The 21837-nt window shown below is 69.5% G+C and carries 21 protein-coding genes; 3 read left to right on the plus strand and 18 right to left on the minus strand.

The window, feature by feature from the left end; translation table 11 throughout:
- Positions 1-7 precede the first annotated feature (7 nt).
- On the plus strand, positions 8-1468 hold the full coding sequence (locus ACYVOK_RS02785; RefSeq protein WP_460660615.1) for a hypothetical protein: 1461 nt from the start codon (positions 8-10) through the stop codon (positions 1466-1468).
- A gap of 33 nt (positions 1469-1501) precedes the next feature.
- Here ACYVOK_RS02785 and ACYVOK_RS02790 read toward each other — a convergent pair whose 3' ends face one another.
- From ACYVOK_RS02790 to ACYVOK_RS02815, 6 genes are read right to left on the minus strand one after another with little or no spacing between them, the layout of a single operon-like run.
- Positions 1502-2704 carry a cytochrome P450 gene (locus ACYVOK_RS02790; protein WP_460660616.1) on the minus strand — a complete coding sequence of 401 codons (1203 nt, stop codon included), beginning with the start codon at positions 2702-2704 and terminating at the stop codon, positions 1502-1504.
- A gap of 57 nt (positions 2705-2761) precedes the next feature.
- Positions 2762-3676 (minus strand): DUF6807 domain-containing protein, encoded by a 915-nt coding sequence (locus tag ACYVOK_RS02795; protein ID WP_460660617.1) that lies wholly within the window; start codon positions 3674-3676, stop codon positions 2762-2764.
- Positions 3676-4812 (minus strand): Gfo/Idh/MocA family protein, encoded by a 1137-nt coding sequence (locus tag ACYVOK_RS02800; RefSeq protein WP_460660618.1) that lies wholly within the window; start codon positions 4810-4812, stop codon positions 3676-3678. Before ACYVOK_RS02800 ends, ACYVOK_RS02795 begins: the two co-directional genes overlap by 1 nt.
- Before the next feature lie 26 nt (positions 4813-4838).
- On the minus strand, positions 4839-6161 hold the full coding sequence (locus tag ACYVOK_RS02805; protein WP_460660619.1) for an ABC transporter substrate-binding protein: 1323 nt from the start codon (positions 6159-6161) through the stop codon (positions 4839-4841).
- Positions 6162-6179: 18 nt separating this feature from the next.
- Positions 6180-7061, minus strand: a complete 882-nt coding sequence (locus ACYVOK_RS02810; RefSeq protein ID WP_460660620.1) for a carbohydrate ABC transporter permease — start codon at positions 7059-7061, stop codon at positions 6180-6182.
- Entirely contained in the window at positions 7051-8010 is a 960-nt protein-coding gene (locus ACYVOK_RS02815) for a carbohydrate ABC transporter permease (RefSeq protein ID WP_460660621.1), read from the minus strand. The genes ACYVOK_RS02810 and ACYVOK_RS02815 overlap by 11 nt, the downstream gene beginning before the upstream one ends.
- A 228-nt stretch (positions 8011-8238) precedes the next feature.
- On the opposite strand from ACYVOK_RS02815, the gene ACYVOK_RS02820 reads away from it, so the two are divergent.
- Complete coding sequence (locus ACYVOK_RS02820) at positions 8239-9996, plus strand: hypothetical protein (RefSeq protein ID WP_460660622.1); 1758 nt, start codon at positions 8239-8241, stop codon at positions 9994-9996.
- Here ACYVOK_RS02820 and ACYVOK_RS02825 read toward each other — a convergent pair.
- Positions 9993-10970 carry an NAD(P)-dependent alcohol dehydrogenase gene (locus ACYVOK_RS02825; RefSeq protein ID WP_460660623.1) on the minus strand — a complete coding sequence of 326 codons (978 nt, stop codon included), beginning with the start codon at positions 10968-10970 and terminating at the stop codon, positions 9993-9995. The genes ACYVOK_RS02820 and ACYVOK_RS02825 overlap by 4 nt on opposite strands.
- 113 nt (positions 10971-11083) lie before the next feature.
- On the opposite strand from ACYVOK_RS02825, the gene ACYVOK_RS02830 reads away from it, so the two are divergent.
- Positions 11084-11608, plus strand: a complete 525-nt coding sequence (locus ACYVOK_RS02830; protein WP_460660624.1) for a dihydrofolate reductase family protein — start codon at positions 11084-11086, stop codon at positions 11606-11608.
- A 50-nt stretch (positions 11609-11658) separates the two neighbouring features.
- On the opposite strand, the gene ACYVOK_RS02835 is transcribed toward ACYVOK_RS02830, so the two are convergent.
- The 11 genes from ACYVOK_RS02835 to ACYVOK_RS02885 form a co-directional block, all read right to left on the minus strand.
- Positions 11659-12483: a hypothetical protein gene (locus tag ACYVOK_RS02835; RefSeq protein WP_460660625.1), complete on the minus strand. Its 825-nt coding sequence runs from the start codon at positions 12481-12483 to the stop codon at positions 11659-11661.
- The gene (locus tag ACYVOK_RS02840; RefSeq protein ID WP_460660626.1) at positions 12480-12689 is read right to left on the minus strand and encodes a hypothetical protein; all 210 of its coding nucleotides are present in this window, start codon (positions 12687-12689) and stop codon (positions 12480-12482) included. The genes ACYVOK_RS02835 and ACYVOK_RS02840 overlap by 4 nt, the downstream gene beginning before the upstream one ends.
- Positions 12690-12812: 123 nt before the next feature.
- Positions 12813-13151 (minus strand): hypothetical protein, encoded by a 339-nt coding sequence (locus ACYVOK_RS02845; RefSeq protein ID WP_460660627.1) that lies wholly within the window; start codon positions 13149-13151, stop codon positions 12813-12815.
- Positions 13152-13302: 151 nt separating this feature from the next.
- Positions 13303-13974 carry a DNA alkylation repair protein gene (locus tag ACYVOK_RS02850; protein WP_460660628.1) on the minus strand — a complete coding sequence of 224 codons (672 nt, stop codon included), beginning with the start codon at positions 13972-13974 and terminating at the stop codon, positions 13303-13305.
- Positions 13975-14346: 372 nt separating this feature from the next.
- On the minus strand, positions 14347-15327 hold the full coding sequence (gene hemB / locus ACYVOK_RS02855; RefSeq protein ID WP_460660629.1) for a porphobilinogen synthase: 981 nt from the start codon (positions 15325-15327) through the stop codon (positions 14347-14349).
- Positions 15328-15332: 5 nt separating this feature from the next.
- Complete coding sequence (locus ACYVOK_RS02860) at positions 15333-17075, minus strand: bifunctional uroporphyrinogen-III C-methyltransferase/uroporphyrinogen-III synthase (protein ID WP_460660630.1); 1743 nt, start codon at positions 17073-17075, stop codon at positions 15333-15335.
- Complete coding sequence (hemC, locus tag ACYVOK_RS02865) at positions 17072-17953, minus strand: hydroxymethylbilane synthase (protein WP_460660631.1); 882 nt, start codon at positions 17951-17953, stop codon at positions 17072-17074. The genes ACYVOK_RS02860 and hemC overlap by 4 nt, the downstream gene beginning before the upstream one ends.
- A complete protein-coding gene (locus ACYVOK_RS02870) occupies positions 17950-19266 on the minus strand; it encodes a glutamyl-tRNA reductase (RefSeq protein WP_460660632.1) in 1317 nt (438 codons plus the stop codon). Before ACYVOK_RS02870 ends, hemC begins: the two co-directional genes overlap by 4 nt.
- Positions 19263-20018, minus strand: coding sequence for a redox-sensing transcriptional repressor Rex (locus ACYVOK_RS02875; RefSeq protein ID WP_460660633.1), 756 nt, complete (start codon positions 20016-20018; stop codon positions 19263-19265). Before ACYVOK_RS02875 ends, ACYVOK_RS02870 begins: the two co-directional genes overlap by 4 nt.
- Before the next feature lie 137 nt (positions 20019-20155).
- On the minus strand, positions 20156-20392 hold the full coding sequence (locus ACYVOK_RS02880; RefSeq protein WP_460660634.1) for a glutaredoxin family protein: 237 nt from the start codon (positions 20390-20392) through the stop codon (positions 20156-20158).
- Complete coding sequence (locus ACYVOK_RS02885) at positions 20389-21828, minus strand: class I adenylate-forming enzyme family protein (RefSeq protein WP_460660635.1); 1440 nt, start codon at positions 21826-21828, stop codon at positions 20389-20391. Before ACYVOK_RS02885 ends, ACYVOK_RS02880 begins: the two co-directional genes overlap by 4 nt.
- Between the last annotated feature and the right edge of the window lie 9 nt (positions 21829-21837).

Consider the following 21837-nt stretch of genomic DNA (forward strand, 5'->3'; position numbering starts at 1 on the left):
CCACGTCTTGCAGGAGAACACCACCAGCACCAGTCCAGGCGAACTGGCGAACGTACCCCTCACCGGTGCGGACAAGGTCGCCTACGCCTTCTACGCCACGGCGGCCACCGCCGCCCTCGTCGGCCAGGTCTGGGCCGGCGTCACCCACATCCCATGGCCCGAGGAAGGCTTCTCGACCTTCCTCAAGATCGTCCTGGTCACGCCCGCGGTGGCCGTGCTCGAGCTCGGTGGTGTCGCCACCGCCGCGCTCGCGGACCTGCGCCGGCGCAAGGGTGAGCAGGCCTACGCGTACCGCGCCATGTCGCTGTTCGCGGCGCTGGTCGCGGTCGTCTTCAACGTCGTCGGTCACTGGCGGCCGGAGGAGCGGTTCCTCGCCTTCGGCTTCGGCGGCCTGTCCGCGTTCGCCTATGTGCTGTGGCTGATCCACAGCTCGGCCCGGCGCCGCGACGCGCTCCGCCGCGCGGGTCAGATGGCGACCACCGGCCCGGTGTACGGCGTGATCCAGTGGGCCCGCGAGCCGAAGGTCACCTGGCTGGCCCGGTCGCTGGCCCTCGAGCACGGGTACGGCCTGTACGAGAGCCTGCGCGCGGCCCGGCACCAGATCCGGAACCGGACCCGGCGCGAGGCCATCGCCGGAACCGTTGCCGAGTACATCCGTTCCGAGCACCAGGACGAGCGGCTCGCCAAGATCGCCGAGACGACGTACGACCCGGACCGGCTGGCCGGAATGCTCGAGGAACGGATCAACTACGAGGTCATCACCAACAAGCTGACCAAGGCGATCTCCCCGCCGCCGGAGCCGTCGGACGACCGACCCGCCGTACCGGCCGCCGTCTGGGTGCTCGAGGGCGGGCAGCCGCGGCCGCTGCGTGCGGAAAGCACCGGGGTGTCGCTGCGCGACGAGGACGCGTGGACCGGCGAGCTGATGGCGATCGTCGACCAGACGCCGGACCGCGCCGAGAGCGAGGAGCCGGTCGCCGAGGCCGTCGTCGTCGAGGACGAGAGCGAGCCGCAGCACGTCGTACAGCCGAACGGCGGTACGCCGGTGAACGGGTCGGTGACCGGCAAGCTGAGGCCGTTCGCGCCACAGCCGAAGGCCGAGCCGGTGGTGCAGAAGCCACAGCCACCGTCGCCGTTCGCGGACTCGACCGACACCACGCCGCCGGCGCTGATCACCACCCCCAAGCCCGCCGTCACCGAGCCGGTGGTCCCGAAGACCGAGCCGGTGGTCGCCGAGAAGATCGAGAAGCCGGTCGTGGTGACCAAGCCGGCCGAGGACGAGCCGGAGCCGACCGCACTGGAGAAGAAGCGGATGCGCGCGTACGCCCTGCTGTCCGACTGGCCGGAAGGACACGAGCGGACGGCGAAGAAGCTGGCCGACGCGATCGCGTCGAGTGAGCCGATGGCCGCGAGGTTCATCGAGCAGTACGAGGCCGAGCACGGCCTGGCGTTCACCTCGCAGAACTGAGCGAACCCCGCGCCGGCCGCATCCCGGCGCGGGTCAGTTCCCCAGGTTCACCGGCAGTTCGGCCAGACCGCTGACCAGGACGCGCCGCCAGCCGAGCTCCTCGGCCGGCTTGGCCAGGCTCAGCCGCGGGAAACGCCGTACCAGGGCCAGCAACGACTCCTGCAGTTCGATCCGGGCCAGCTGTGCGCCCAGGCAGAAGTGCGGGCCGAAGCCGAACGACAGGTGCTTGTTGTCCTTCCGGTCCAGCCGCAGCTCGTCGGGTTCGTCGTACGCGCGGGGATCCCGGTTGGCCGAGTTCAGCGCCGCCATCACGCCGTCGCCGGCCTTGATCCGTACGCCGTGCAACTCGACGTCCTCGAGCGCCACCCGCAACTGCCCGACCTCGCTGAAGCGGTTGAAGCGCAGCAACTCCTCGACCGCCGACGGCACCAGGTCGTGGTTCGCGACCAGCTTCGCCCAGTTGTCCGGCCAGCGCAGCAGCGTGGCGACACAGCTGGAGATCTGGTTCGCCGACGTCTCGTGGCCGGCCACCAGCAGGTTCACCCCGAACGCGATCAGCTCGTCCTGGCTGAGCCGATCGCCTTCCTCACGCGCCCGGACCAGCTCGTCGAGCAGGTCCTCGGCCGGCTGGTCGGTGTTCGCCAGCTTCTTGGTGACCAGGTCCTCGATGTACGCGGTCAGGTTGGTCATCGCGTCCTCGACGAGGTCCTTCTCCGCCATCCGCATGCTGTAACCGAGCTCGGTCCACGCGCGGAACTGCTCACGGTCCTCGTACGGTACGCCGAGCAGCTGGCAGATCACCTGGATCGGCAGCGGCAACGCGACCAGTTGCCGGATGTCCGCACCGTCACCGGCCGCGGCCACGTCCTCGGCCAGTTGCGCCGAGAGCTCCGCGACCCACGGCCGGGTCCGCTCGATCCGCCGGTGCGCGAACGTCGACGACACCAGCTTCCGCAGCCGGGTGTGCTCCGGGGGATCGGTCGTGGTCAGGCTGTTCGGCATCGGCCTCGCCAACGCCACCCGCGGCGCGCCCTGCTTCACCACCGCGGCGCGGGAGAACCGCGGATCCGCGAGCACCATCCGCACGTCGTCGTACCGGGTCACCAACCACACTTCGGCACCCGCCAAGGTCCGCACCCGGGCGACGGGCCGGTTCTCCCGCAACTCCGCGAAGGTAGGCGACGGGTCGAACTGAAACGCATCCTCGAACGGAATCTCGAGCACCGGCTCCGACATACCCCGACCCTAAGCGCGTTCGGCGACCCTTCGCTCACCCACTCAGCGCGTCCGACCTCAGCCTGCGGCCAAGGCCTTCTGGGCCTGGGTGGCCAGGGCGCTGGCTCGCTGGTCGTCGGAGGCGCCGTCGGCGACCAGGACGGCGTAGCGGAAGCGGAGGGTGGACCCGGGTTCGAACGGGAGTTCTTCGGAGAAGAACGGGGCGGGGCAGACGGCGGCGAAGTCCTCGGAGCGGACGAACCACTGCGGTGGGTGGCGGACGTTGTCGGCGGCGTCGGCGATGATGATCGTCGACGCGCGGTCGTTGTTGTCGTGCTTGCCGCTGAAGCCCATCCAGGCCGCGCGCCGGCCGCGCAGTTCGTCGCCGCCCTTGCCCTGCGGCGCCAGCACCGTGCCGTTGGTGAACGACCGCGGTCCGCGCCAGAACAGACCGCCGTACCCGGCGTTCTCCCGGCCGGCCGTCGTCGGGCTGCCGATCTGGACGGTCTCACTCGACACGTTCGTCATCGCGGTCTCGTAGACCAGCACCCAGCCGTCGTCTGCGATCCGGGTGGTCAGCGACCGCGACTCGTCGACGACATGCTGACCGGCCTGGGTCCGCCAGGACAGGTGGTGGGCGAACCGGACCAGGTCGCCGGACACGTCGAGCGCCTCGATCCGGTCGTGGTCCATCGAACCGTTGTTGTCGAGTTGCTGGTAGCCGGCCTCCTTCGAGAACGTCGGCCCGCCCCAGAAGTTCTCGTGCCCGAAGTGCGGCAGCGACCAGGTCAGGCCCTTGTGCCAGACGTGGTCGTGCGGCCGGAACACGCTGACCAGATCGCCTTCCAGCGTGCGGATCGGGTGCAGGTACGGTCGCGGCGACTCCAGTTGCGGATCGGTCGCCCGGTAGACGTAGGTGAACAGCTCGCTGTCTCCCGCCGTGACCTGGATCGACCGGCCGACAGCGTGGTTGCAGCCGAGGTTCTGAGACATCAACTCTCCCGTTTCTGATGGATGGTCCATGGCGCCCCGAGTTCGCTGAACAGGGCGAGTTCGTCCGACGCACGATCGATCCACCGCTCCACGTCGACCACGATCGGGTGCCGCTGGAGTCCTTCGCCTTCCCAGCGCACCAGCGCACCCGGGATCTCGGCCGGCGCCTCCGCCACCCGGACCGCCTCGACGACCCTGGTGAACCCACCGGTCGCGGACAGCGGGCAATAAAGCGGTACGGCGGGATCCACCCGATGGGCGAGCAGGTTCTCCAACAGGTCTTCCCGGTCGTACTTCGTCACCGTCGTACCACTGCCGTCGTGCAGTTCGATCGTGTCCGAGGCGTACTTCAGGACGGCGCGAGCGGCCGAGCCGTGCACGATCACCTCGGGCTCGAGATGCTCCGACGCGCACAACGTGACCGCGATCAGGATCGTCGTACCGCGGCCGGTGACGACCCGGACCGTGGACGTGTCGTCGGACTCGATCGGGTTGGCCCGGAAGAGCTCGGTCTCCACCGACCGTACGTCGTCCGCTCCGGGCGACCCGTCGAGCAGCAGCGCCGCCGCGGTCGAGTGGGCCAGCGGGTTCGTCACCGCGCCGTCCACGACCGCGACACCGTCGAGGGTACGGCGGCCGGCCCATCGGGCGCGCCGGAAGTACTGGGCCTTGCGCACCCATTTGCCGACCGCGCTGATCCCGCGGATCTCACCGAGCCGCCCGTCGGCCGCCAGCCTGGCAAGCGTCAACGTCGCCGCGGACGCCTGCGCCTGGAAGCCGACCTGGCAGGCTCGTCCGGTGTCGGCGACCACCGCGGACAGCTGCTCGAACTCGGCGAGCGACGCGGTCGGCGGCTTCTCCAGCAGTACGTCGGCCCCCGCCCGCATCGCCAGCGTGGCCAGCGGGACGTGCGTCTGGATCGGCGTACTGATGATCACCACGTCGACCTCGGTCGCCGCGAGCAGCTCCTCGAGGCCGGCGAAGACCTGGACATCGGGCGGCAGGTCCTCGGCAGGCCGGGGGTCGGCGACGGCGACCAGGCGGGCGCGGCCGGCCTGGGCCAGCCGCGCCACGTTCCGGACATGGGACGCCCCGTGGCCGTGGACACCCGCCACGGCCACCCGAGGCGCCGTCATCGGCAATCAGTTGCCATCAGCAACACTTACTTGAGCTCCCCGTTGACCTCGTCGATGAACCCCTGCGCCGCCTTGTCCGGCGTCTGCCGGCCGAACAGCACCTCGGTGGTGTAGCGCTGGATGATCTTCTCCACCTGGCCACCACCCACCGGCGGCGCCGGCGACGGGTCGCCGAGTTCCTTGCCGATGTCCTGGATGAACTTCGCGGACGCGGCGTCGGCCGGCTGCAGCTTCGGGGTCACCGCGGCGCGGATCTCGGTGTTCGGCGGCACGCCCCGCTCGGCCAGCAGGATGTTGCCGGCAGCCGGGTTGTTGGCCAGGAAGTTGACGAACTCGGCGGCCTCCTTCTGGTGCTTCGACCGCGACGAGATCGACCAGAACATGGATCCCTTGTAGTACGAGCCGTTCGCGCTGGCCTTGCCCTCGACACTGGGCACCCGGAGCAGCTTGAGCTCCTGGCCGGCCGCCTTGCTCATGGCGTTCAGCTGGTTGCTCCACATCCAGCTCATGGCCAGCTTGCCGGTGGCCATCGCGGACTGGTCGAGCGGGGCGTTCATGTCCTGCGCGACGAACTCCGCCGACGGGATGGCCTTGGCGTCCCGCAGCTTCAGCACCTGCTGGTAGAACGCGGTCACCTGGTCGGCCGAGACGCCGAGCTTGCCGTCCTGGGTCCACAGCGACTCGCCGTGCTGGCGGGCCCACAGGTTCAGCGCGGCCTCGTTGGTACCTGGCGCGCCGGTCCCCCAGCCCTTGCCCTTCAGCTTGGTGGTGAGCTCGGCGGCGAGCTTGGTGTAGTCGTCCCAGGTCCACGTGGTGTCGTCCGGCAGCGCCACGCCGGCGGCCTTGAAGACAGCGGGGTTGGCGACGATCGCGAAGGAGTTGATCCCGGCGTTGAGGCCGTAGAGACCGCCGTCGAACTCACCGGCCTTGAGGGTGTCCTCCTCGAACTTGCTGGTGTCCAGCCCCTCGGCCTTCTTCAGGTCGAGCAGTGCGCCGCGGTCGGCGTACTCGCGCAGGTACTTCTCGTCCATCTGGATGATGTCCGGTGCGTCGTTCGCGGCGACCGTGGTGGCGAGCTTGTCCCAGTACCCGGACCACTCGCCGAACTCACCCTTGATCGTCACGTTCGGGTGGTCCTTCTGGTACGCCTCGATCGCCTGCTGGGTCATCTTGGTGCGGGTGTCGCCACCCCACCAGGTGAACCGCAGCGTGACCTTGCCGTCCGCGGATCCGCTGCTGCCACCGGAGTCACCGCCGCAGGCACTGGCGGCCAGCAGGCTGGAGGCGATCGCGACAGCGGCCAGCGCACGCAGGCGCCGGCGCGCGGTGGGTGGAATGAGCTGCCTCATGATGTGCACCTTTCGGAGTTACTTGATGCCGGTGGTGGCGATGCCCTTGATCAGGAACCGCTGGCCGAGCAGGAAAGCTAGGAAGATCGGGACGAGGGACACGACCGACATGGCGAACATCGATCCCCAGGACGATTCCGCGGTCGCGTCGACGAACGCGCGCAGTGCGACCGGGACGGTGTACATCTTCGGGTCGGTCAGGTAGATCAGCTGGCTGAAGAAGTCGTTCCAGGTCCAGATGAACGTGAAGATCGTGGTGGTGGCCAGGGCCGGCACCATCAGCGGCAGGATCACCCGCAGGAAGATCCCGGCCCGGCCGCAGCCGTCGATCCGGGCCGCCTCGTCCAGCTCTCGCGGGATGCCGCGGATGAACTGCACCATCAGGAAGACGAAGAACGCGTCGGTGGCCAGCAACTTCGGGATGACCAGCGGCAGGAACGTGTTGATCCAGCCGGCCTGCGAGAACAGGATGTACTGCGGCACGATCACCACGTGGATCGGCAGCATGATGCTCAGCAGCATGATCGCGAACCAGACCTTCTTCCCGACGAACTCCAGCCGGGCGAAGGCGTACGCCGCCATCGAGCAGGACACCAGGTTGCCCACCACACTGCCGAGCACCACGGCCGCGGAGTTCAGCAGGTAGCGGGTGAACGGCTCGGTCAGCGCGTTCCAGCCGATCCGGTAGTTCTCGATCCGCAGATCCTTGGCCAGGATGCTCGGGTCGCGGAAGATCTCGTTGCCCGGTCGCAGTGAGCTGACCACCATCCAGATCAGCGGGTAGAGCATCACCAGGGCGGAGGCCGCCAGCGCCAGGTGGATCACCACCGGCCGGATCCGGACCCAGCTGATCACCGCGGGCCGTGCCGCCACCGTGCTGCGGAGCGTCTCAGTCGTCATAGAACACCCAGTACTTCGAGGCGAAGAAGTTCGCCGCGGTGAAGGCCCCGATGATCACGAGCAGGAACCACGCCATCGCGGAGGCGTAGCCCATGTCGAAATTGCCGAAGCCCCGGTCGTAGAGGTAGAGCGTGAAGAACATGGTCGAGTCCGACGGCCCGCCGGTTCCCCCGGAGACGACGAACGCCTGGGTGAACGACTGGAACGCGTGGATGATCTGCAGCACCAGGTTGAAGAAGATGATCGGCGTCAGCAGCGGCAGCGTGATGCGGAAGAACCGGCCCAGTACGCCGGCGCCGTCGACGGACGCGGCCTCGTAGTACATGGTCGGGATCTGCCGCAGGCCGGCCAGGAAGATCACCATCGGCGACCCGAACGTCCACACGTTCAGCACCACCAGGGTGCCCAGCGCCGTACTCGGGTCGGAGATCCAGCCCTTGCCGTCGATCCCGACCAGGGCGAGCACCTGGTTCAGCAGGCCCTCGGTGCCGAACACCTGCCGCCAGAGGATCGCGATCGCGACACTCGAGCCGAGCAGCGACGGCAGGTAGAACACCGAACGGTAGAACGCCATCCCGCGCACTCCGCGGTCGAGGACCACGGCCAGCAGCAGGGCGACGGCCAGTTGCAGCGGCACCGAGACGAACACGTAGGTGAACGTCACCCGCAACGAGTTGTGCAGCCGCTCGTCGGACAGCATCCGGGTGAAGTTCTCGAACCCGATCCACTCGGGCGCCTGGATCAGGTTGTAGTCCGTGAAGGACAGGTACAGCGAGGCCAGCATGGGCCCGATCGTGATCAGGAACAGCCCGAGCAGCCACGGCGCGAGGAACAGGTAGGCGGCCAGGTTGTCGCGCTTGTGGGCCTTGCCCGCCCCGCTGCCCCGGCCGGGCTTCTGCCCTGCTGGCTTCTTCCGCCGGAGCGTGGCGAGCTCGCCCAGCGCACTCATACCTGGTTACCTCCGGAAACTTCCGGGCCGCACGGAAAGCGCTTGCCTTGGCCGGTCAAGTTAGCCCAGGAAACCGGTTCACACAAGACTTGGGCCCGACCCGGACTGACCAGATGCGGTCAGCTGCGAAGTATTGACAGGACAAAGGTCGAAGGGGACAGTACTGGGCATTTGGCAACCGCTTACCGATCTGGCGGGCGCCTCCTCCCCTGCCCCTTGGAGGCTTCCATGCAGCGTCGCACATTCCTCGCCGGCACAGTGACCACGCTGACGCTCGGCGCCCTCTCCCCGGCCACCGCGGCCGGGGCCACCGATGCCGGAGCAACCGTGGACGAAGACTTCCTCGCCGTACTGACCAAGGCCAACCAGGCGCAGATCGCGCTGGTCCTGGGCAATTTGCAGAACCCCTCCGACAGCGTCCGGGCCGTCGCCCGCAAGGCCCGGCGGCTCGTCTCCGGCTACGTTTGGGGCAAGTCGTCGTACCACCACGACGCGTCCTTGCTGGCTCCCCTGCAGTGGCTCGTCGAGCAGCTTGCGGCCCGTCAGCACGAGGACGGCCTGTACGACGTCGGCAACCTGCACTCGCCGCCGGACAGCTCGTTCGCGATCCAGGACGTCTGCATGATCTACGGGCTGCTCGACGCCGACGGCCGGCCGGCCACGCAGCCGCACCGGGAGATCCTGGAGAAGGTCCTGCGGAAGGCCGGCCCGGCCATCGCGGCCGGCGGGGTGCACACCCCCAATCACCGCTGGGAGATCGCCGCCGCGCTGGCCCGGACCCATCACCTCTTCCCCGATCGCCGGTACGCCGCGCGGATCGACGACTGGCTCGACGAAGGCATCGACGCGACCCCGGACGGGATCTACAGCGAACGCAGCTCGACGTATGCGTCCGAGGTCACGAACCACTGCCTGGTCACGGTCGCCTGGCTGCGGAACAAGCCCGAGCTGCTCGAGTACGTCCGGCGCAACCTGGACGCCACCCTGTACTTCCTCGAGCCGAACGGCGAGGTCGACACGATCGCGTCCCGCCGGCAGGACCAGACCCGGATCCGCGAGGTCTGGTGGTACCTGACCCAGTTCCGCGAGCTCGCCCTGCACTCGGGCGACGGGCGCTTCTCGACCGTTGCCAAGAGCATCGAACAGCGCGGTACCGGTGAGCTCGGCGACTTCCTGGCCGAGGTGCTGGAACGGCCGGAGATCGCGGCCGTGCTGCCCACGCCGAAGCCGGTGCCGACCGATTTCGCCCAGCACTTCCCGTCGCAGGCGTCGGCGCGGATCCGGCGAGATTCACGAACGGCGACGGTCTTCGGCGGCACCGACTTCCACGACATCCCGGTGATCGCGTCCGGGCTGTCCACCAACCCGACGTTCTTCAAGCTCCGCAACGGTGCGGCGATCCTCGACTCGGTCCGGCTGTCGCCACAGTTCTTCAGTACCGGCCACTTCCGCAGCGACGGCCTGCGCCGTACCGGACCGCACACGTACAAGCTGGCGCAGGAGGTGAAGGTGCCGTACCACCTGCCTCTGCCGAAGCGGTACCGGCGGGAGGACGGGCTGTACGCCCTCACCCTGGACGGCCGGTTCTACGCGGCGATGGACTTCCCGCACCGGCCGAAGCACTACCGCACACTGCGGACCGAGGTCACGATCGTTGAAGTCGGCAACGGCTGGGACCTGGCCTTCGAGTTCGACGGCGACGAAACGGCGTACGCGATCGAGCTCTGCTTCCGCAACGGCGGAACCCTGGCCGGTGTCGAGTCCCTGGGCACTCCGGGCAACCACCAGCTCGTCTCCGGCACCGGCTCCTACACCGTCGGCTCCGACCGGATCGAATTCGGCCCCGGCAACGGCGCCGCCCGGGTCACGATGGACCCGGGCGAGCGCTACACCTACCTCGGCGGGAGCCTGACCCCGGACGGCCTCCGCGTCTACGTCACCGGGCGCACTCCGGGCCGCCAAACCCTGCAGTTGAGGACTCCCTAGACAGTGAGGACGACCTTGGCGCGCGCGTGCTCGGTCTCGACGTACCGGATCGCGTCGGCGGTGGCGGCCAGCGGGTAGGTGCGGTCGATGGCCGGGATGAGTTGTCTCGCCTCGGCCATCGACCGCAGCGTCGCGAGGTTCTCCGCACTCGGCTTCGCGTCGAAGGTGACGATCCGCTGACGGACGAAACGCGACAGCAGGACACCTCGGAGAATGAGGCCGACCGGGCCGAACACGCTGCCGCCGCCGGACACTCCACCGCCGGACAGGATGAGGATCCCGCCGGGTCTCAGCGCCCGCCGGAGGTCGGTGAGTGACCGGTTTCCCACCAGGTCGAGGACGACGTCGTACTGCGACCTGGTGAAGTCGTCGTGCGTATAGTCGACGACCTCGCCGGCGCCGAGAGAACGCATCAGGTCGACGTTCCTCGTGCTGCAGACAGCGGTCACCTCGGCGTCGAGCGCCTTGGCGATCTGCACCGCGAACGTACCCACCCCACCCGACGCACCGTTGATCACGATCTTCTGTCCCGGCTTCAGTTGCGCCACGTCGCGCAACCCCATCAGGGCGGTGTTGGCGGCGAGCGGGATCGCAGCCGCCTGCTCGAAGGTCAGGTTGGCCGGATTGTGATCGACCACGGTCTCCGAGGCTCTGACGTACTCGGCGAACGCTCCGGCCGCCTCGCCGTACACCTCGTCGCCCGGCTTCAACCGCCGTACGTCCGGCCCGACGGCCTCGACGACCCCGGCGAAGTCCGTACCCAGGACCCCTTTGGGTGCCCTGAGCCCGAACGCTGCCGGATTCATCAGCCGGGCGACGTACGGATCACCGCGCATCACGTGCCAGTCGCGCGCGTTCACCGACGCCGCCCGGACCCGGACGAGGACCTGATCACCGCCGACACCGGGCCGGTCGATGTCCCTGAACTCCAGCACATCCGGTCCGCCGTACCGGTCCTGCATCACTGCCTTCATGACTCGACGCTAGTCGGCGACGGCGACCGCCACATCCGGACGATCCCTACGGCATCCCTGGACTCGCCGGGCCGTCCGCGAGGGGTGGTTGCGGCCTTGTGGAGAATGTCTGTGTGAGTTTCCATGCGGCTGTTTTCATCGCCACCAGTCTCGACGGTTACATCGCGCGGCCGGACGGGTCGATCGACTGGCTCACCGAGCGCGCGGAGCAGGCCGGTGCCACCGGGTACGACGAATTCATGGCGTCGGTGGACACCGTCGTACTGGGGCGGAACACGTACGAGACGGCGCTGACGTTCGACTTCTGGCCGTACGAGGGCAAGCACGTCGAGGTGCTCAGTACGACGCTCGACCCGGACGCCGACGAGCGGATCATTGTCCACCGCACCCTGGACGCGCTGATCGAGACCCTGAACGACCGCGGCGCCAAGCGGGTCTACACCGACGGCGGCCAGGTGATCCAGACGTTCCTCCGAGCCGGCCTCCTCAACGAGCTCACCATCACCACCGCCCCCGTCCTCCTAGGCGCCGGCATCCCCCTGTTCGGCCCCCTCGACCACGAAATCACCCTCACCCACAACGCCACCCGAACCCTCAAAGCCGGCTTCACCCAATCCGACTACACCATCCACCACTAGCCCCACCGCGGTCGGGACCCGGCTTTCATCCGACTGGCAGTCGACGGTGGTCAGAGGTTGAGGCCCTGGCCCAGGTCGCGGCCTTCGGACCAGGCTCGCCGTGGGTCTTCGGCCGACGCACCCGGCGTCGTCCGGGCGGACGGCGGCGTCGGGTTCGTGCCGGCCCGGATGGCGTGCGCGAGCTCCGCGCTGTCGTGTGCGAGGTTCCCGGCGTCCGGCCAGGTGTTGTCGAAGTCCTCGCGCAGCGCGCCGAGGCCGCCGCGCGCATCGCCGACAGCCTTCTCCGTATCGGCGCCGACCTCCTGGATGACGGCGGCAACCCGGGACTGGTCGGCGACCGTTCCGGGCACGTTCAGCAACGGCTCGAGGTTCTGTCGCGCGGCCGTCAGCCGCCAGTCGGTGCGCTCCGCGCCCGCCATGGCACCATGCACGGCACGGTCGAGCGCCGCCAGCCGGTAGCGCAACTGATCGTTCGAGTCGGACTGCCGGCCCGGCAGCGAGTCCAACTCGTCGAGGAACGACCGGCCGGCCGCGATCGCGCGCGCCCCCTGCTCGAGGTAATCGCGGATCTCACCGACACCGCGTTGTCCCCTCCGCAGATCTTCGCGGATCTCGTCGGCCATTTGACGCGCGTTCCGCAGGATCGGCTCGGCGTCTTCCGCCGTCGCGGCGTACCGCACCCGGTTGGCCATCCCGGTCACCGAAGTGATGTCGTTCTCGGCGCCGCGAAGCCGGCGGTCCACCTCGTCGGTGAGGTCTGCCGCGTTACCCAGCGACCCCCGGGCCGCCTGCAACGCGTTGGAGGTCATCTCGGCCAGGGCCGCCGCACGCTCCGCCGCCTGCGCGGGCGTCATCTCGTTCGCCGGCGTACTCACCGGCTCACCTCACCCGGCTCCTCACCCTGCCCGGCTCGCGCGGCGAGAGCATCGTCGGCCGCGAGCGCCTCCCGCAGGCTCGCACCAACGGCCCGGATCTCGTTCCGAGCAGCACGCAGATCCGCGTCCGGCGCAACCTCGTCCGGCAGCTCCACGCCCTCACCCCGGGACTCCGCCGGTCCCCCGTTCGATGGCCGATCCACCACGGCGCCACTCCTCCTCAACGACAACACCCGCCCAGGAGCGTATCCCGCCCCCGGCCCACCCCTCACGGTCATCCACAGCCCCTCGAGGTCGGCGCGGGGTGACTCCCGTGCCCGGTTGAGCCGTTAGAACCCCCACCGCCACATGTCGTTGAGCTGGTCGAGCCGGGCCCGGAGGCGGCGGGCGTCACGCCGTGGCAGTTTGCGTTCGACGATTCGGAGGATCGCGTGGACTTCGAGCATTCGTGGGCAGCACTCCCAAATGCCGCACCCTTCGTACCGTGGGTCGTAGAGTCGGTGCGCCGGATCCCGGACGAACCGTTCCCAGCAGTCGATCGCCTCGGCGACCTGCCCCGGCCGCAATCGGGTGTTCTCCAGCTGGGCAATCACCACTCGCCCATGCGGGGACAACCCAGGCAGGTTGGAGATCTGCGTGATCGTGCTCCGACCAGTCGTCCTGGTCATCCGCAGCCGCGCGACAGAATCCGCGCGAACCTGAGCCGGCCGCCTACGCGGCATCGGCCTTTCTGTTGCTGAACATGGGCCCAATCGTCCCACACCAAAGGCGCAGCAAACTGTGGACAAAGGCGAGCGCCGTGCTCGGTAGGGGAACCCCTTAGTGGGCTTGCTGTCGGCGGACGATTTCGGTGATCCAGGTCGGGGCGAAGGGGGACGTGCAGTTCGGGGGTGTCGGGTAGTCCTTGAGGACCTGAAGGCGCTCGCCGATGTCGATGGCACGGGCGCGGTGCTCGGCGTGGTCGATCCCGATCTGGGCCAGGCAGTGGTTCATCGCCCACTGCAGGCGGTCCGGGGCGTCCTTCATCTCCGACTCGATGACGTCGAGCAGCCCGGTCAGGTCGAGGCCTTCAGCGTTCTTCGCCACTCGTTCGGTGGTCAGTGCCCAGCCGCCGCTCGCGACGATCGGATCCGGATCGGCGGACCAGGCAAGGCGCAGCTCTTCGGCGTACGGGTTCTTCTTCACCACGTAGTTCACGAGCCAGTCGTGCACCTTGGGGACTCGCGCCTCGCGCATCATCGCGTCCAACTCGTCACGCTCGAACGCCTTCGGGCGTGCGATCAGGATCGCCAGCAGTCGGGCCGCGGTGTCGCCCGTCTCCCAGAGCCGGCGCGCGAGTTCGTGCTGTGTCTTCAGCCGCTTCGCGACCGCACGCAGCTTGCTGAGGTTCACACCGTGATCGTCACCGTGCTTCTCGTTCACCTCACGAATTTTCGGGTCCTCGAGCGCAGCCAACTCGGCCATCACCTCGACCACCGTCGCCTCGGCCACCCCACCCTCCCCTCCATCGCGTGCCCCTCAGCCTACGAGGACGCAGGACCGCGGACGATGAGCCCGTCACAGCAAGTCCGTCCATACGGGCTGATCGCCCAGATCCGGCGGGGCTATGTCCGGTCTGCTGCGCGCTTCTTCGTCGAGGTAGCGGGCGGATTTTGTGTCCAGTTCGGCGACCAACAGCGCCGGGCCGAGGGGCGGCCGCGCGCGTCAGCGCCTGCGGGCGGGCGATAAGCCCGCAGGCCGCCGGCGCCAGCCGGCAGGAAGTAGACCGGCGAGAGCCGGGGGGTGGGTGGGAGCGGGCGTAGCTGTCGCGACGAAGGAGCGGCTGCGTAGCACGCGTGGGGCAGACCCCGGTACCTGTGAACTTCAGCGGTTGAGGAGGTGGACTGCTTCGGCGGCCCAGTAGGTGAGGATGGTGTCGGCGCCGGCTCGGCGGATGCTGGTGAGGGTTTCGAGGATGGCGCGCTCGCGGTCGATCCAGCCGTTGGCGGCGGCGGCCTCCACCATCGCGTACTCGCCGGAGATGTTGTACGCGGCGACGGGGACGTTCACGTGGTCGCGGACCTGGCGGATGATGTCCAGGTAGGCCAGGGCCGGCTTGACCATGACGATGTCGGCGCCTTCGGCCACGTCGAGGTCGACCTCGCGGATCGCGTCGCGGGCGTTCGCGCCGTCGATTTGGTAGGTTTTGCGATCGCCCTGCAGGGACGAGTCGACGGCCTCCCGGAACGGTCCGAAGAAGGCGGACGCGTACTTCACGGCGTACGCGAGGATGACCGTGTCCACATGTCCGGCCGCGTCGAGCGCGGTACGGATCGCACCCACCTGGCCGTCCATCATCCCGGACGGGCCGACGACATGCGCACCGGCGGAGGCCTGCGCCACGCCCATCTCGGCGTAGATCGCGAGCGTCGCGTCGTTGTCGACGTTGCCGTCGGCATCCAGTACGCCGCAGTGCCCGTGTGACGTGAACTCGTCCAGGCACAGGTCGGACATCACCAGCAGGGCGTCACCGACCTCGCTCACCGCGTCCCGGATCGCGACGTTCAGGATCCCGTCCGGGTCGAGGGCGCCGGAGCCGGTCTCGTCCTTGCGCTCGGGTACGCCGAACAGCATCACCCCGCCGAGACCGAGCTGAGCCGCCTCGGCGACCGCCTTCCGCGCGGTGTCCCGGGTGTGCTGTACGACGCCCGGCATCGACTTGATCGCGATCGGCTCGCGGGCGCCTTCGCGGACGAACATCGGCAGGATCAGCTGCCGCGGCTCCAGCGTGGTCTCGGCGACCAGCCTGCGCACCGCCGCCGACGACCGAAGCCGCCGCGGCCTGACCTCCGGGAAACCGGCCATCTGGATCAGCTCTTCCGACGGGAGCCCGAGCGGCGCTCGGACGGGCGGGTGACCGGTTCACCGGCCTCGATCATGGTGTCACGCCGGTCGGCGCCGAACCGGGCGAGTGCGTCGGCCAGTTCCTCGGCGGACGGGGCCTCGGCCATCGCGTCGACCCGCAGGCCGTGCTCCTCGGCGGTCTTCAGCGTGGCCGGGCCGATCACCGCGATCACCGTCGACGCGTGCGGCTTGCCGGCGATACCGACCAGGTTCCGCACCGTCGAGGACGAGGTGAACACGACCGCGTCGAACTTGCCCGACTTGATCGCCTCCCGGGTCGGCGCGGGCGGCGGCGCGGCCCGCACGGTCCGGTACGCCGTGACGTCGTCGACCTCCCAGCCGAGATCGGTCAGGCCCGCGACCAGCGTTTCGGTGGCGATGTCGGCGCGCGGCAGGAACACCCGGTTGATCGGGTCCAGCACCTCGTCGAACGGAGGCCAGTCCTCGACCAGCCCGGCGGCGGACTGCTCACCGGACGGGACCAGGTCCGGACGGATGCCCCAGGCACCGATCGCCTCGGCGGTCTTGTCGCCGACCGCGGCGATCTTCAGCCCGGAGAACGCCCGCGCGTCCAGGCCGTACTCGTCGAACTTCTCCCGGACCGCCTTGACCGCGTTGACCGAGGTGAACGCGACCCACTCGTACCGGCCCTCGACCAGGCCGCGGATCGCCTTGTCCATCTGCTGCGGGTTGCGCGGCGGCTCGACCGAGATCGTCGGCACCTCTTCCGGCATCGCGCCGTACCGCCGAAGCCGGTCCATCAGCGGGCCGGCCTGGTCCTTGGTGCGCGGCACCAGGATCCGCCACCCGAACAGCGGCTTGGTCTCGAACCAGGAGAGCGTCTCGCGCTGCTCGACCACCGAACCGACCACGATCACGGCCTCGCCCGTCACCTTGGCGGCGCGCAGATCCGCGACGATCGTCTCCAGCGTGCCGACCACGCTGGTCTGCGCGGTCGTCGTACCGCCGACCGTCGCCGCGACCGGCGTCCCAGCGTCGAAACCGGCCTCGACCAGCCCGGCGGCGGTCTCCTTCAGTACGTCGGTCGCGTTCAGCAGCACCAGCGTCTGCTTCGGGTGCAGCCGGGTCAGGTCGAGCTTCGCCTCGGCCAGGTCGAGGACGGTGACCTCGCGGTCGCCCTTCATCGTCAGCGGGATACCGGCGTACGTCGGGACCGCGCTGACCTCGCTGACACCCGGGATGACGTTGAACCCGATGCCCGCCTTCTTGCATGCGGCCGCCTCCTCGGCGCCGCTGGAGAAGGTGAACGGGTCACCGGTCAGCAGGCGTACGACGTTCGCCGAGGACTTGGCCGTCTTCACCACCAGCCGGGCCCGGGCGGCGACCCTCAGCGCCCGGCTGCCCTCGGCGCCGGACCCGTCGACCACCTCGACACCCGGCTTGCAGTAGGCCAAGAACGGGTTGTGCTCCGGACCCTCGACCACGACGGCGTCGGCGTTCGCCAGAACGTCGCGGCCGGCCAGGGTCAGCAGCGCCGGGTCACCAGGCCCGACACCGACGAACGTGACGTGGCCGAGTGGTCTGGTCTGCTTGACCGTGCCGGTGGCGGCAGCCTTGGCCGGCACCTTCTGAGGTGTCCTGGATGCCGCGGTGGCCGCTGTCTTCGCGCTGCTCACGTCTGCCTTCGCCCTCGTCCTCGTCCTGCTGCTCGTCTTCTTGGCCGTCGTCGTGCCCTGTGCCGGTGTCATGTTCGCTCCAGCAACTCGTTCGCCAGCGCCTTGCCCAGAGACACCGGGTCGTCCACCGGCCCGTTGGCGGACAGCCGTCGTACGCCGTCCTCCTGGCCGAGCGCTCCCCGCAGCCACAGCTCCGGGCCGTCCTCACCTTCGACCACTTCGGCGAGCGCACCGACCGGAGCCGTGCACCCTGCCTCGAGAGTGGCAAGCATCTGCCGTTCCGCGGTCACCGCCGCCCGCGTCGCCGGGTCCTCCAGCGGTGCCAGCGCGGTCAGCACCGCGGCGTCGCCGGACCGGCACTCGATGCCCAGGGCACCTTGTCCCGGGGCCGGCAGCACCTGGATCGGATCCAGCGTCTCGGTCACCTCGGCGAGCCGTCCCAACCGGGACAACCCTGCCCTCGCCAGCACCACCGCGTCCAATTTGCCGTCGGCCACCAGGCCGATCCGGGTGTCCACGTTGCCGCGGATCCCGGTGCACTCGAGCCCGAGACCGAGCGCTTCCAGCTGTGCGACCCGGCGCGGCGAGCCGGTGCCCACCACGGCACCGGGCTGCAGCTCGCCCAGGGTCAGCCCGTCGCGGGCGACGAGCACGTCCCGGGGGTCCTCCCGAACCGGTACGGCGCCGATGACCAGGCCGTCGACCGGTGCCGTCGGCAGGTCCTTGAGCGAGTGCACGGCGATGTCGATCTCACCGGCCAGCAAGGCGTCGCGCAACGCGCTGACGAAGACACCGGTGCCGCCGATCTGCTCCAGCGGCGCCTTGTTCACGTCGCCGGTGGTGACGATCGGGACCAGCTCCACCTCGTGCCCGAGGGCGCGCAGCTGGTCGGCCACCCAGGTCGCCTGCGCGGTCGCCAGGGCGGACCGCCGCGTACCGAGCCTGATCATGGGCGGTCACCTCCGGTCGCGTCGGCGCGGGTCTTGCTGGTCTCCTCCGGCGTCTTCGCGGCGGTGACCGCGTCGACAGTGGCCGGGTCCAGGGCGAAGAGCTCGCGCAGCGCCTCGGCGTACGTCGGTCCACCGGGATCGGCGGCCAGTTCCTTCACCCGGACCGTCGGGGTGTGCAGCACCTTGTCGACCACCCGGCGGATGGTCCGGGCGACCTCGTGCCGCTGGTTGTCGTCGAGTCCGGGAAGCCTGCGGTCCAGCCGGGCCAGCTCGGCGTCGACCAGTTCGGACGCCATCGCCCGCAGCGCGACCACGGTCGGCGCGACCGACGCGGCCCGCCGGGTCGCCTCGAACGAACCGGTCTCCTCCGAGACGATCCGCCGTACCTCGTCGATGTCGTCCTCGCTGCCGCCCGCCGTACCGGCGAGATCGGCCAGCGTGACCAGCGTGACCCCGGGGATCCGGGCCGCCTCCGGAGCGACGTCCCGCGGCAGGGCGACGTCGAGGATCCCGAACGGCCGGCCGTCGGCCGCGTTCCGGATCATCTCCTCGGTCAGTACGACGCCCCGCGCGCCGGTGCAGGACACCACCAGATCGGCCTCGGCCAGCGCATCCGGCACGGACGCGAGCTGGATCGCCGTACCACCGACCCGCTCGGCCAGCCCGGCCGCGCGGTCGTAGTTGCGGTTGGCAATGGTCACGCTCGCGGCGCCGCCGTTGAGCAGGGTCTGGGCGGCCAGCGAGGCCATCGAGCCGGCGCCGACGATCAGCGCGCGGCGACCCTCGAAGCCGCCGACCGCGTCGAGCCCGGCCGAGACGACCGAGCGTCCGGCGGAGTCGATCCCGGTCTCGGCGCGGGCCCGCTTGCCGACCCGCAACGCGTGCTGGAACAGGGCGTTCAGGCCGGTGCCGATCGTCTCCAGGTCCTGGCCGACGCGCAGCGACTCCTTCACCTGGCCGAGGATCTGGCTCTCGCCGACGACCATCGAGTCCAGCCCGACCGCGACCTGGAACAGGTGCGCGACGGCACCTTCCTCGAAGTGCACGTAGAGGTGCTCGGCCAGGTCCAGCAGCGGTACGCCGGTGACGTCGGAGAGGATCGCGGTGACCTCGTCCATGCCGGCGTGGAACCGGTCGACGCTCGCGTACACCTCGGTGCGGTTGCAGGTGGCGAGCACCGCGGACTCCGCGACCGCCGGGGTGTGCTTGACGGCCAGAGCCAGCTTGGTCGCCGCCTCCGCGTCGAGCGCCACCCGCTCGAGCACGTTGATGTCAGCAGAGCGGTGACTGATCCCGACCACCAGGTAACTCATGCCCCGACACCCCCGCCCACGCTCGGCAGATCGGTGAGACCGTTCATCGCTGGTAGTTCGGGCACCTCGGGGAGCGCCGCCTCTCCGGACTTTCGTTGTTCGTGGTACGCCAGGATCTGCAACTCGATCGAGAGGTCCACCTTGCGGATGTCGACGCCGTCGGGCACGGACAGCACCACCGGCGCGAAGTTCAGGATGCTGGTCACCCCGGCGGCGACCAGCCGGTCGCACACCTCCTGGGCCGGACCGGCGGGCGTGGTGATGACACCGATCGAGACCCGGTCGGCCTTGACGATGTCCTCGAGTTCGGCGAAGTCGCGGATCTCCATGTCGCCGACCCGTTCGCCGATCAGCTTCGGATCGGCGTCCAGCAGCGCGACGATCCGGAAGCCGCGGGTGCCGAACCCTGAGTAGTTCGCCAGCGCGTGCCCCAGGTTTCCGATCCCGACGATGACGACCGCCCAGTCCTGGGTGACGCCGATCTCGCGGGCGATCTGGTAGCGCAGGTACTCGACGTCGTACCCGACGCCGCGGGTACCGTACGAGCCCAGGTAGGACAGGTCCTTGCGGAGCTTGGCCGAGTTCACCCCGGCCGCGGTCGCCAGGTCCTCGCTCGACGCGGTGGCGATCCCGCTGTCCGACAGCGCGGTCAGGGCCCGCAGGTAGACCGGCAAGCGCGCGACAGTCGCCTCGGGGATGCCGCGTTCGGTTCTCGTCGGCGGGCCGGGGCGACGGCTGCTGGCACGCGTCACAATTCTCCTGGGAACGGTTCTCCACGGCCGCGGTCTTGACGGCCGGCGGCTCTTCTTACTCTAGGAGCTTGTGAACGTGAGAACAAAATCGGCGACGGCCGAGGTGACGGACAGCACTACGCCGTGAGCCCTGGCGACTACGCCGTGAGCGCCTTGCGCAATCTCGCCGGGTCGACGCGCCAGAAGTCGTGCTGCCTGCCGTCGACGAAGGTCACCGGGATCTGCTCGCCGTACTCGGCGAACAACCGGTCGTCCTGGGTGATGTCGACCTCGGTCCACCCGACGCCGAGTTCGGCGCAGACCTGCTCGATGATCGCCCGGGCGTCGTCGCACAGGTGACAGCCGGGTTTGCCGTAGAGCGTGACGCGGTTCATTTCCTCAACTGTCCCTTGGCGACCTTGCCGGTGACCGAGTGCGGCAGGTGGTCCACCACCTCGATCTCGACCGGGCACTTGAACCGGGCCAGCCGGGTCCCGGCGTACTCCCGGACCTCGGCCGTGTCCACGCTCGCCCCGACCTCGGGCACGACGAACGCCTTCACCGCTTCCCCCGTCTCCTCGGACGGTACGCCGATGACCGCGGCCTCGCGCACGCCGGGAGCGCCGACGAGTACCTCCTCGACCTCGCTGGGGAAGACGTTGAACCCGGACACGATGATCAGTTCGCGCAGCCGGTCGACCAGGAACAGATCGCCGTCGGCGTCCAGGAAGCCGACGTCACCGGTGCGGTACCAGCCGTCCTCGTCCGGGCCGTCGACACCGCCCGGCCAGTAGCCGGAGAACAGGTTGGCACCGCGGATCACGATCTCGCCGGGGTCGTCGCCCTCGACGTCCTCGCCCCGGTCGTCGGCGATCCGCAACTCGACGTTGGGCAGCGGCCGGCCGACCGAACCCGGCTTCGGGTCCGGCTCGCCGAGGGTCGTGGTGACACCAGGGGACGCCTCGGTCAGCCCGTAGCCCTGGTGGACGAACTTCCCGGTCTCGCGCTCGAAGCGCTCGGCCAGCGCGCGATCCAGGGTCGACGCGCCGGTCAGGACGACCTTGACCGTCTTGAGCGCGTCGCGGAGGTCGGGCCGAGCCAGGAGCGCCTGCAACGCGGGCGGCGCGAGCGGCAGCCGCGTCACGCCGTACCGGCTGATCAGGTCGAGCGTGTGGGTGGAGTCGAAGCGCTGGTCGATGACGAGCGCGGCGCCCGTCGCGACCACCCAGCCGAGGACCGCGTTCAGGCCGAACGCGTGGAACATCGGCAACACGCCGAGGACGACGTCCTCCGGACCCATCCGGTCCTCGCCGAGTTCGGAGAGATTCTTCACGTTCGCCGCCAGCGCCCGATGCGACAGCATCGCGGCCCGCGGATCGCCGCTCGTCCCCGACGTGTAGAGCAGGACCGCCAGGGTCTCCGGGTCCACCTGCGGCGGTAACGGAGCGTCACCTCGGAGCTCGCTGGCCCGGACCGTCCGGACGCCCTCGACCTTCCTCGCGAGGTCCCCGTCGGCCACGGCCAGGCGGGCTCCGGAATGCGCCACGACGGCGCTGATCTCGGCCGCGGTGAGGCCCGTGTTCAACGGTACGGCGACCAGGCCGGCGCGGAGAATGCCCAGGTAGGACGTGACGAAGTCGATGCTGTTGGCCTGCAGCTGGATGACCCGGTACCCCGGTACCAGGCCGGCCGCGGAGAACCCGCGGGCAGCGGCGTCCACGGCGGCGTCGAGCTCGCTCCAGGTCAGCCGCCGGTCGCCGTCGACCAACGCGAGACGTTCGCCGTGACGTTGCGCTGTGTCACGAAGAATGTCCGCGAAATTGAAGTCCACCAGGCGAGT

Source organism: Kribbella swartbergensis (assembly GCF_054784135.1).

Bases quoted from the DNA above. Each gene is read 5' to 3' on its own strand.
- ACYVOK_RS02790 (WP_460660616.1), bottom strand. From the start codon at position 2,704: ATGTCGGAGCCGGTGCTCGAGATTCCGTTCGAGGATGCGTTTCAGTTC.
- ACYVOK_RS02795 (WP_460660617.1), bottom strand. From the start codon at position 3,676: ATGTCTCAGAACCTCGGCTGCAACCACGCTGTCGGCCGGTCGATCCAG.
- ACYVOK_RS02800 (WP_460660618.1), bottom strand. From the start codon at position 4,812: ATGACGGCGCCTCGGGTGGCCGTGGCGGGTGTCCACGGCCACGGGGCG.
- ACYVOK_RS02805 (WP_460660619.1), bottom strand. From the start codon at position 6,161: ATGAGGCAGCTCATTCCACCCACCGCGCGCCGGCGCCTGCGTGCGCTG.
- ACYVOK_RS02810 (WP_460660620.1), bottom strand. From the start codon at position 7,061: ATGACGACTGAGACGCTCCGCAGCACGGTGGCGGCACGGCCCGCGGTG.
- ACYVOK_RS02815 (WP_460660621.1), bottom strand. From the start codon at position 8,010: ATGAGTGCGCTGGGCGAGCTCGCCACGCTCCGGCGGAAGAAGCCAGCA.
- ACYVOK_RS02820 (WP_460660622.1), top strand. From the start codon at position 8,239: ATGCAGCGTCGCACATTCCTCGCCGGCACAGTGACCACGCTGACGCTC.
- ACYVOK_RS02825 (WP_460660623.1), bottom strand. From the start codon at position 10,970: ATGAAGGCAGTGATGCAGGACCGGTACGGCGGACCGGATGTGCTGGAG.
- ACYVOK_RS02845 (WP_460660627.1), bottom strand. From the start codon at position 13,151: ATGACCAGGACGACTGGTCGGAGCACGATCACGCAGATCTCCAACCTG.
- hemB (WP_460660629.1), bottom strand. From the start codon at position 15,327: ATGGCCGGTTTCCCGGAGGTCAGGCCGCGGCGGCTTCGGTCGTCGGCG.
- ACYVOK_RS02860 (WP_460660630.1), bottom strand. From the start codon at position 17,075: ATGACACCGGCACAGGGCACGACGACGGCCAAGAAGACGAGCAGCAGG.
- hemC (WP_460660631.1), bottom strand. From the start codon at position 17,953: ATGATCAGGCTCGGTACGCGGCGGTCCGCCCTGGCGACCGCGCAGGCG.
- ACYVOK_RS02870 (WP_460660632.1), bottom strand. From the start codon at position 19,266: ATGAGTTACCTGGTGGTCGGGATCAGTCACCGCTCTGCTGACATCAAC.
- ACYVOK_RS02880 (WP_460660634.1), bottom strand. From the start codon at position 20,392: ATGAACCGCGTCACGCTCTACGGCAAACCCGGCTGTCACCTGTGCGAC.